Origin of the sequence: Methylophaga muralis, assembly GCF_001720165.1 — a bacterium.
Classification (GTDB): domain Bacteria; phylum Pseudomonadota; class Gammaproteobacteria; order Nitrosococcales; family Methylophagaceae; genus Methylophaga; species Methylophaga muralis.
Genome location: NZ_MCRI01000054.1, coordinates 1 through 9,677, shown reverse-complemented (window position 1 = coordinate 9,677; position 9,677 = coordinate 1). Strand labels below are relative to the sequence as shown.

9 protein-coding genes are annotated in these 9,677 nt (G+C 45.1%); 4 read left to right on the top strand and 5 right to left on the bottom strand.

What is annotated here, in order from left to right; all coding sequences use genetic code 11:
- Positions 1 to 455: 455 nt before the first annotated feature.
- Complete coding sequence (locus A9E74_RS12955; protein ID WP_069297024.1) at positions 456 to 2,177, top strand: carbamoyltransferase family protein; 1,722 nt, start codon at positions 456 to 458, stop codon at positions 2,175 to 2,177.
- A 40-nt stretch (positions 2,178 to 2,217) separates the two neighbouring features.
- Here A9E74_RS12955 and A9E74_RS12950 read toward each other — a convergent pair whose 3' ends face one another.
- From A9E74_RS12950 to rfaP, 5 genes are all read right to left on the bottom strand, one after another.
- Positions 2,218 to 2,856 carry a CgeB family protein gene (locus A9E74_RS12950; RefSeq protein WP_069297023.1) on the bottom strand — a complete coding sequence of 213 codons (639 nt, stop codon included), beginning with the start codon at positions 2,854 to 2,856 and terminating at the stop codon, positions 2,218 to 2,220.
- A complete protein-coding gene (locus A9E74_RS12945; RefSeq protein ID WP_069297022.1) occupies positions 2,853 to 3,266 on the bottom strand; it encodes a hypothetical protein in 414 nt (137 codons plus the stop codon). Before A9E74_RS12945 ends, A9E74_RS12950 begins: the two co-directional genes overlap by 4 nt.
- 223 nt (positions 3,267 to 3,489) lie before the next feature.
- Entirely contained in the window at positions 3,490 to 4,623 is a 1,134-nt protein-coding gene (locus tag A9E74_RS12940; protein WP_069297021.1) for a glycosyltransferase family 4 protein, read from the bottom strand.
- Positions 4,624 to 4,656: 33 nt separating this feature from the next.
- Positions 4,657 to 6,036, bottom strand: a complete 1,380-nt coding sequence (locus A9E74_RS12935; RefSeq protein WP_176718939.1) for a lipopolysaccharide kinase InaA family protein — start codon at positions 6,034 to 6,036, stop codon at positions 4,657 to 4,659.
- A gap of 5 nt (positions 6,037 to 6,041) precedes the next feature.
- Positions 6,042 to 6,842 (bottom strand): lipopolysaccharide core heptose(I) kinase RfaP, encoded by an 801-nt coding sequence (gene rfaP / locus A9E74_RS12930; protein WP_069297025.1) that lies wholly within the window; start codon positions 6,840 to 6,842, stop codon positions 6,042 to 6,044.
- 115 nt (positions 6,843 to 6,957) lie between these two features.
- Between rfaP and A9E74_RS12925 the strand changes: the two genes are divergently transcribed.
- The 3 genes from A9E74_RS12925 to A9E74_RS12915 are packed head-to-tail and all read left to right on the top strand — an operon-like array spanning position 6,958 to position 9,517.
- The gene (locus A9E74_RS12925) at positions 6,958 to 7,521 is read left to right on the top strand and encodes a D-sedoheptulose-7-phosphate isomerase (RefSeq protein WP_069297019.1); all 564 of its coding nucleotides are present in this window, start codon (positions 6,958 to 6,960) and stop codon (positions 7,519 to 7,521) included.
- Positions 7,518 to 8,717, top strand: coding sequence for an FAD-dependent oxidoreductase (locus A9E74_RS12920; RefSeq protein WP_069297018.1), 1,200 nt, complete (start codon positions 7,518 to 7,520; stop codon positions 8,715 to 8,717). The genes A9E74_RS12925 and A9E74_RS12920 overlap by 4 nt, the downstream gene beginning before the upstream one ends.
- Entirely contained in the window at positions 8,714 to 9,517 is an 804-nt protein-coding gene (locus A9E74_RS12915) for an aldo/keto reductase (RefSeq protein WP_069297017.1), read from the top strand. The genes A9E74_RS12920 and A9E74_RS12915 overlap by 4 nt, the downstream gene beginning before the upstream one ends.
- The last annotated feature ends 160 nt before the right edge of the window (positions 9,518 to 9,677 follow it).

Here is a 9,677-nt window from a genome sequence, read left to right as displayed (position 1 = left end):
ACCATTCCAGGAAGGTTCGTTTCTGTTTATAAACCATTGGCCAGACCTTTTATTGTTGATTAAGAAATCTCAAAAACAATATGTCGACCCTCCTTAACCCCGCAAGTTTTTATGGCCTTGAGTAAACCGATAAAACTGAGTTCATTACGGATTGAAACCTCTCTACGATTTCCTTTTTGATTTCCTCAATATTCAAAGCTTCAGGCATCCAGTTAATAGAGCTTCATATTTAAAATTTTTAATCGCAGAAATTGTTAACAAACTTTTTTGAGAAGACAACTGAACAGTTTGAACTTGCCAGCTAAATGTCTATACCACTCTTAAATGACATGGGTTTTCCAACCTCATTAGAGTATTTGTCCTCATTATCACCGCTGAACTTAAAGGTTAAATAGTCTCCATACCTCCACGCTTGATATACTGAACTAAATTTTTACGCAACTCAAAGATAATTTATGATCGTTTTAGGCCTTTCCGGCGCGGTAAATCACGACGCCTCAGCTGCTTTATATATTGATGGAAAATTGGTGGCAGCTGCCGAAGAAGAACGCTTCCTGCGTGACAAACATGCCAAAGGCAAGATGGCATATGAAGCCACCAAATACTGTCTTGAACAGGCCGGTATCCGTCCTGATGAAATTGATATTGTCGCGTTTCCATATGCGCAGATTGGTCTGCAATCACCTGCTCGCTGGCATTATGCCAAACGTCACTGGTATGCACCTGACAGGGCATTGACTGCTTTATTTTCCGGTAATCGTCGTTACTGGCGTAATCACAAAAACGTGATGAAACTGCTGGATGATTTAGGCATTGATTCAAAACGCGTCAAGTTTGTCCCGGTTGAACATCATCTGGCCCATGCCAGCAGTGCTTATCATCTGAGTGGTTTTCAGGAAAAAACCGCGATTATCGGTATTGATGGTAAAGGCGAATATGCCACAACGTTTTTTGGTTATGGCGAAAACGGCAAAATTCACAAAATCAAAGAGTTTTATGACCCGGATTCACTTGGCGGCGTTTATGGCGCGATGACTGAATATCTCGGTTTTGAAATGCTTGATGGCGAATTTAAAGTCATGGGCATGGCACCTTATGGTGACCCCAACCGTTTCGATTTCTCACGTTTGATTCATTGTGAAAATGGCGAGTTCAAGGTCAATACAAAACTGGTCAATACCGTCGGTTTCCGTCGTTATAAAAAAGATGGCAAAGGTTATTTCTTTAGCCCGGAACTCATTGAATGGCTCGGCCCAATGCGAGAAGGTGACGAAAAAGATGAGCCGTACATTGATTACGCTGCAAGCATTCAGGCCTTACTGGAAAAATGTGCGCTGCATCTGATTGATTATTACCTTGGCGATATCATTCGTGAAACCGGAAAAGTGGCTTATGCCGGTGGTGTAGCGCTTAACGTCAAACTTAACCAACGCATCATTGCCATGCCCGGTGTAAAAGAGTTGTTCGTGCAACCTGCTTCCAGTGATGCCGGTACCGCGATTGGTGCCGCCAGTTATGCATCACAATTGGCCGGTGTACCGGTTGAGAAAATGGAACATGTTTATCTTGGTCCATCCTATACCACTCAACAATGCATTGATGCCTGTGAACGTTATACTCAACCTGTCAGCTGGCAATATTTAAATGATGTTTGTGCCGACACGGCAAAAATTCTAGCCGATGGTAATCCAGTTGCCTGGTTTCAGGGCCGTATGGAATTCGGGCCTCGAGCGTTGGGTAATCGCAGTATATTGGGTTCACCAAATCATTCCGGTGTTGCGGATCGGATTAATGCTCAGATCAAATACCGCGAACGTTGGCGTCCATTCTGCCCGAGTATGCTGGATAAAGTGGCGCCGGAAATTCTGCAGACCGAGCATCCAAGTCCGTATATGACTTTTACCTTTGATGTGGCAGAAAGCTGGAAATCACGGATTCCGGAAGTTGTGCATGAAGATGGCACCGCTCGGGCTCAAATCGTGACCCGTGCAACCAATGCGCGCTATTACGAACTGATAGAGGAAATGGAAAAACTTACCGGCAATGCCGTGGTTTTAAACACCTCGTTGAATCGTCGTGGCGAACCGATGGTTTGCAGCCCAACGGATGCGTTGAATATGTTCTTCGGCTCCGATCTGCAATATCTGGTGATGGAAGATATTCTGATTACCAAATAATATGGGTTAATGCGTCGGGTTTCTGGAGATTATGGGGTTGTTAGTTTAACAACCCCATTTTTGTTAATAAATCGGCTGCTCTGGTTTGCCAAGTATAGTCTTTGAGAAATCGTTGATAACCACCTATAGCAATCCGTTCACGCTCTTCATCATTAGTTAGATAAAAATCAACTTTCTGCTTCAGATCTTCGATGCCTTTATAGGTTTCGATTTCTTCTCCGATTTCAAATAATTCAGCAATTTCATCGCAATGATCGGTTAACACAAAACAGCCCATCGACATTGCTTCAAATATACGATGATTAATTCCTGTTTCCGCGCCATAGAATGGGATCCTGGTAATATTCAGGACAATTTTTGACGCAGTCAGTTTTGCTTGCAGCTCATCTCCCCAAATGGGCTTATCAATCACTTTTTGTTGTAGGTTTGCAGACATTAACGGCCACTGCCGTTGCCAGCGGTTACCGTAAATAGTGACTTTATCGGCAATGTTCTCCAACAAAAATACCCGTCGTAAATCTGCACTGCCAACAAAAATCACATCGGTTTCAGATTTTTCTATAGGTTGAATAGTTTTGGTAGTATCGCCAAATGGGCAGAAAAAGGCATTTAATTTTTTACGTTTGAAAAAGTCGGTCACTACACGAGAAAATGAAAATATAGCGTTATAGATTTTCAATTCATTTTCAATAAAAAATATGAACTCTCGGCGAGTTGAGTAAAGATTGCAACTATCAGTGTCATACAAAAAAGCTCTATCCCTAATCTATCGGCTAATCGCTTTAATCTTTGCGGTTCATAAAACTTATATAAAAAACCAATAATCAGGATTTTATTGGGTTTGAACTGATTAATTTGTTTTTCAAGTTCGTCAAAATCGCATTTCGGTAAACAATAAAAACCATCTTTATCCTTTTTTTTATTGAGCATTTTCGCAATACTTGAACGCGGTCCTTGCAGAACAATTTTTCGCATTGATGACATATCAAAATACTTGGTTGAGATCCCTTTTTCCTCAATGCTTGAAGCCAAATTTCGTCCCAAGTCAATGCCACCGATGCCATCCAAGACTAATAATTTTTTGCTCAAATTCGTTACACCTTAAAATTATTTAACCTGCCAACCACAAGTTAAGTGCGCCAAAAATAATGCTTTTTTGCCTGAAAACTATGTTTTCATCATTCTGTCAGCAGCGTAAAAAATTCTTAAGCTGCCAGAAATTCGCATAAACCTTAAATTAATAGTTTCCAGTTTAAGTATGATTTTCCCCAATCATTCAAACAAACTATTTCTATTCAAATATTTCGCATTTTTATTTCTTTTTATGCTGGCGCAACTCCACAATCAAATCCGCAGCACGCTGCGGCATGCTATACAGATCGTGTGTTTCGGCATAATCCAACGCATTTTGTGACAACTGTTGCAGGCGTGATTTATCAAGCATTTTGGCTAATTGTTGGGTAAAAGCTGATGTATCTTCCGGCTGGTCGATACATTCACCGCCATTTGAGTCTTCCACATAATTGGCATAGCCACAGGCCGTGCTGACCATACTTGGCAGCCCGGCTACCATGGCTTCGAGGATCACTGTACCGGTGTTTTCAGAACGCGCCGGGTGTAAAAATACATCCGCCGCCAATAGCCATTTCGCTACATCATCGCGTCCACCCATAAAATGAGTTTGTTCAGCGACATCAAGCTTTTGCGCCAATTGTTCAAAAGGTTTGGCATTATCCTCACCCACCACATACAAGTGTGTTTTTTCACGTAAAGCTTGTGGTAAAGCGGCCATGGCTTCGATGGCAAAATCAGCACCTTTGCGTTTAAAACCGGAGCCTATCATCAGCAGTAAAAAGTCATCGGCATTTAACGATAACTGTTGGCGGAACTGCTGACGTTGCATTTGCCAGTCATCTGGCCGCACTCGATCCGGATCGATACCGGGTGGCAGATCGACCAGCCTTTCCGGTGGCGTCTGATAAAACTGTTCAAACAGTTTGCGCTGTACTGATGAGATCATCATTGAGACAGTGTGGCTTTGCGGACCAAAAACAGCACGCTCCCAGGCTTCATAAAATCTTACCCGGCCAAAAAACTGTTTGATGATATAGCTGGGTTCTTGTCTGACCCGCGCCAGATAACAAGGATCAGCAGCGTAATACAAATCCAGCCCTGGCATTTTGTTAAAGCCAATCACTAGATCATAATTTCCTGCGGCGATTAATGGCTGCGATTTATTATAAAAATCCCGTACTTTGGCATGATTGGTCAGTCCTGAAACGGTAATCGGAATTTGGTTAAAACCGGGAATCGGATCGCCTTGCCATTCGATGTAATACACATCAATTTCATCTCCGGCATCGCGGCGAATTTCCAGAATCCGCCGAAAATCACGTGCCAGGCCGCCATAGGCAAAATATTTATACAGGCATACCGCCAGCTTCATAAATGAATTCCGTTTAACACTGCATTACTACCTTTATGCTTTGATCGCTTTGGTTAACAGATGACGAGTTTCGCCTACCGGCCAATTGCGTAAAAATCGTTGCTGATCCTCTTTATGTAAACGCTTGAAACCGGCTTTTGTGATTTGCTGCATCGCGTCCAAATCAATCAGCCAGATTTTTTGCTGATTATCGACCAGCCAATTGGTGGCTTTTAAATCGCCATGATAAATATGATGCAGATGTAACTGCTCAAATAAATCGCTGATTTGCTGCAGCATCTCAGGTTGCTGAATTTCCGAGTCAGAAAGGTCTGCCAAAGAACGACCAACAATATGCTCACAGATAAAATAGGCTTTCTGTCGCAGCCCTAAAAATCTTTGTTCAACAAAGCCGAATGGTTGCGGTGTGGCAATGCCCAGAAACTCCAGCAGATTGGCATTGTACCAGGACACATTGGCCCGACTTTTACGCAGACAACGTCGTAAGAAATGCCAGGGCGTTTTCATGTTGTAACGCTTGATAACTACGGGCTGTCCCAACAGTTCACTTTTGACAACGGTAGCAGAGTTACCTTTTTTCAAAGCGATTCCGTCCTGCATGGCTTTATTTAACACCGTTAACGGCTGCTCTGCTAAAGCGGTAGATAAATTGCCACGCCATGCCGCCTCGAGCATCAAAGATTTTCGATAACGCGTCATGGTGCAGGATCGAAACTGTTTTTTCAGATAATGCGTTTGCCGATAGTCGCGGGCTTTTTTGATCTTGCCGAGTAATTGCTGTTCAACGATAGGATCCAGCGGCATATTTCTCGCCGCAAAATAAGCAGGTAAGCCATCCAACATCCATTCCTGTTGCTCCAATGGAAACTGTGCCATCAGCCGTGCCAGATTATTCAGACAGGTTGCCATTTTCAGCCGCTTTTTCGGGCAAACCACGGAAGCCAAATCCAAGAGATACAAGATGTTATTGGAAAACACAAAATTATCCAGATGTGGATCCTGCTGATAGCACTGGTTTTGATGGCAACGGCCAAACAAATCAAATAATGCGATCAGCGGAAATGCATCCTCCGACAATTCATTCAAAGTCACAGCTTTAGGCAAAAAGGCATAGACGATAAAACAGATGCCCTGCTGATCGTCGGCATGCTGCAAAATCGGCGCGACGGAAATATCTGCTTGAGTGCAATGTTGATGTGCTTTCAGTTCACGTTGATATTCCTGCTGACCTTTGCCTTGAGCGGCAAAGATTTTTAACACAAACTCGCCACTCTCATTGCTGGCATGCAAAACAATCCGCCGCCCGGCCAGAAAACGTAATACCGACAGAATTTGATACTGTGTGCCGCCCAGTTCCAATTCAACCGGAAAAGCGGCAGGTAATTCTTTTAGTAAACTTTGAGCAGTCAACATGACCATTATTCTGCCAGCAACCTCTGCGCGCGATGTTGCACCTCACGCCATAAATCGGCCTGCTCTTTCAGCAATGTTCGCAGTGGCAATCCTGAATAAATCTGCATAAAGCGTAATTTGTCCCGTTTAGTCAAAGGTACTCTGGAAGCTGAAAAATACAGACTGCCCAAATCTTTTATCTGCCAGCGTTTCGGTGTTTTATGTCTAATGGTCGCACGGTGCAAATCAATCAGATAAACCGGAGTTTTATCTTCGAAGGTATTGTGCTCGGCAAAGCGTTCATCCAGCAGAAAATGACACAGATAAAAATCACGGTGATTCATGCCGTTTTTATGCATGGTGCCCGCCATATTGGCCAGCTTGCGGATCAGCGCCTGTTTGGTGGCAAAACTTGGTGGCCGTTGTTGCCATTGTTCACCAACGTATTCCAGGCTCATGGTATTAACCAGATCATCAGTAATCACAAACGAACGTAATGTCGCGGGATTAATTCCCTTTTCGCCATAACCGGCCAGCGTCATGGTTTCGATGCCGTGTTTTTCCAGAAAATGAATTGCCTGCCATTCATTGCGGGCACTGATGATCGGCAAACGCATTTGCAGCAGATTTTTGACGATTTCCGTCCAGCCGACACCTTGATGGTATTTCAGAAAATACGAGCGGTCATTCAGCTCAAAGCGTAAGGTACGGCGGCCTTCCTTATCCCGAAAGATCTCGCCATCAATGTTCGCCACAGCATCAAACACCGGCTTATCGGCCCAGGCCTGAGCCAAATCTTGTCGCAAATAACAGGAATTCTTTTTCATTAAGGCCATCTAAAGGCTATGCCAAGCAGTGAGTTGTGCGAACGCGCACAGCGTTTTGTTACACTGTTTGCAGGAAACCACAAATACTACCACCAGAGCCGAAATGAGGTAAGCCGTGTCATTTAAATCCACCTTGCAACGCCACCAAAAGATGATTGAAAGCTTGTTTGATTTGGAGCCTCAATTAAATGATTTACTGGCCCTTATCAGCGACTGCGTGCTGAATGACAATAAAGTATTGTTCTTTGGTAATGGCGGCAGCGCTTCTGATGCCCAGCATCTGGCCGCGGAATTTGTCATTCGTTATAAAGAAGATCGCAGACCGCTGGCCGCAATTGCGCTGACCACCGACACATCGATTCTCACCGCACACAGCAACGATTACAGCTTTGAAACTGTGTTTGACCGGCAAATTCAGGCACTGGCCAGACCCGGCGATGTAGCGATTGGTTTATCGACTTCCGGTAACAGCGCCAATGTGATTAACGGCATCAATGCTGCCAAAAATTCCGGTTGTACAACGATTGCTTTTACCGGCCAAAGTGGCGGACAACTCAAAGCCATTGCTGATCATTGTGTCTGTGTCGCCGATACCGAAACCGCCCGGGTGCAGGAAGGCCATATCCTGATTGGCCACTGGTTGTGTGAAGCACTGGACGAGAAACTCAGCAAAGCATGAGTCAAAACATCATCACAGCAGACGTCGTTATTGTTGGCGCCGGCATTGCCGGATTATGGTTGCATAATCGGCTGAGCCAGCTGGGTTATCACTGTCTGCTGCTGGAAAACCAGAAAATTGGTCATGCCCAGACGCTGAGTGCACAAGGCATTATTCATGGCGGCAGCAAATATGCGTTAAATGGCATTTTATCCAACGCCGCACAAACCATCAGCGGTATGCCTGCCCGTTGGAAAGCCTGCCTGCAAGGTAACGGCGAAATCGATTTATCCAAGGTCAATGTGTTTACCGAACATCAACTGCTCTGGTCCACCCAAAGTCTGTCTTCCAAAATGGTGTCGTTTTTTGCCAGCAAAGCGCTGCAAAGCCGGATGCAGAATATTCCCAAATCAGAGCGCAGCGGTTTGTTTGCCCATGAGGGTTTTAAAGGTGCGTTATACCAATTGGACGAACCGGTGCTGGATGTCGGCAGTTTGCTTGAAGCCTTAATCACACCGTATGCCGCAACGATTTTAAAAACGCCTGACAGCACACCGGAATGGAAAAAACAGGATGGCCAAATCACCGCCATGCGGTTTGGCGATGAACTGGAAATTCAGGCACAGCAGTTTGTGCTTACTTCCGGCGAAGGCACGGGTGAATTGTTAGAAAGCCTGCAACTGAGCAAACCCAAAATGCAGAAACGGCCTTTGCAAATGCTGCTCTGCAAAGCCAAAGATCCGGCTAATCCTTTACCGCAGATTTATGCCCACAGTCTCGGCAGTGGCAGCAAACCGATTGCCACCATCAGCAGCCATCCCGATAAAACCGGCAATATCGTCTGGTATCTCGGCGGTAATATCGCTGAAGAAGGAGTCGGCAAAGATCCCGATAAATTGATCGACGAAGCGAGAGCTTTACTTAAACAAATCCTGCCGTGGTTTACCCTGCCGGAACTGGAATGGACGACGCATAACGTCAATCGTGCCGAGCCTAAACAAAGCGGTTTTTCACGTCCCGATAGCGCCTATGTCAGCAGCCATAATAATCTGCATATTGCCTGGCCGACCAAACTCGCTTTGTCACCCGATCTGGCCGATAAAGTTATCGGAGCCCTGGCAAAACAAAAGATGCAAAAAACAGCTCATCCAGAGCAGCATATTTTGCCCTTGGCACAACTGGCTGAACCACTTTGGGATCGGGCATTTACTAAATGAACAAACTGCCTAAAAAAAACATTCCCGGCACCCAACTGAATGTTTCTGTGCTGGGACTCGGCACAGTCAAACTGGGACGCGATAAAGGCGTTAAATACCCCGAAGCGTTTACTATCCCGGATGATCAAGCTGCCCTCGCCTTGCTGCAACAAGCCTGGGATCTGGGCATTAATCTGATCGATACCGCCCCCGCCTACGGCAACAGTGAACAAAGGCTTGGCGAGTTATTACCTCAACTGCCACATGACTGGATTATCTGCTCCAAAGCCGGTGAACAGTTTGATGCCAACAGTAGCGAATCACATTTTGATTTTTCCCGTGATGCAATCATCCGCAGCGTAGAACAAAGCCTGCAACGTCTCAATCGAGAAATGATTGATATCTTGCTGATTCACTCCGACGGCAATGATGTGCCCATCATCGAACAGCATCGGGCGTTGGAAACCCTTAATGAACTTAAACAACAAGGCCTGATTGCTGCCACCGGCATCTCCAGCAAAACCGTCGAAGGCGGCCTGCTCGCCCTGCAACAGTCCGATATTGTCATGGTCACCCATAACCTTGCCTATCAGGACGAACAAATCGTCATTGATACGGCCAACCAGCTCAATAAAGCGATCTTTATCAAAAAAGCGTTTGCCAGTGGGCATTTGCCTGCCAACTCAACCAAAGACAGCGTCAGTGCCAGCTTTGAAATGATCTTTGCTAACCCGGCGGTGGCCAGTGTGGTTGTTGGAACGATTAATCCAGTTCATCTGGCGGATAATGTGGCTAAGGCTATTCAGGCTATTGATAAGTAATTAACCACAGAGACACAGAGGGCACGGAGGGCACGGAGGGCACGGAGGTATTTTTTAATATTTGATCCGCAGATTACGCAGATGGACGCGGATTTAATATTGATAAGTAGTGGGATTTTTTTGGCGGCTATGGTTGAAGTTTATACCCTTCAAAATCTCT

Excerpts from the sequence above, each read along its gene's own strand:
- A9E74_RS12955 (WP_069297024.1), top strand. The coding sequence starts at position 456 with ATGATCGTTTTAGGCCTTTCCGGCGCGGTAAATCACGACGCCTCAGCT.
- A9E74_RS12940 (WP_069297021.1), bottom strand. The coding sequence starts at position 4,623 with ATGAAGCTGGCGGTATGCCTGTATAAATATTTTGCCTATGGCGGCCTG.
- A9E74_RS12935 (WP_176718939.1), bottom strand. The coding sequence starts at position 6,036 with ATGTTGACTGCTCAAAGTTTACTAAAAGAATTACCTGCCGCTTTTCCG.
- rfaP (WP_069297025.1), bottom strand. The coding sequence starts at position 6,842 with ATGAAAAAGAATTCCTGTTATTTGCGACAAGATTTGGCTCAGGCCTGG.
- A9E74_RS12920 (WP_069297018.1), top strand. The coding sequence starts at position 7,518 with ATGAGTCAAAACATCATCACAGCAGACGTCGTTATTGTTGGCGCCGGC.
- A9E74_RS12915 (WP_069297017.1), top strand. The coding sequence starts at position 8,714 with ATGAACAAACTGCCTAAAAAAAACATTCCCGGCACCCAACTGAATGTT.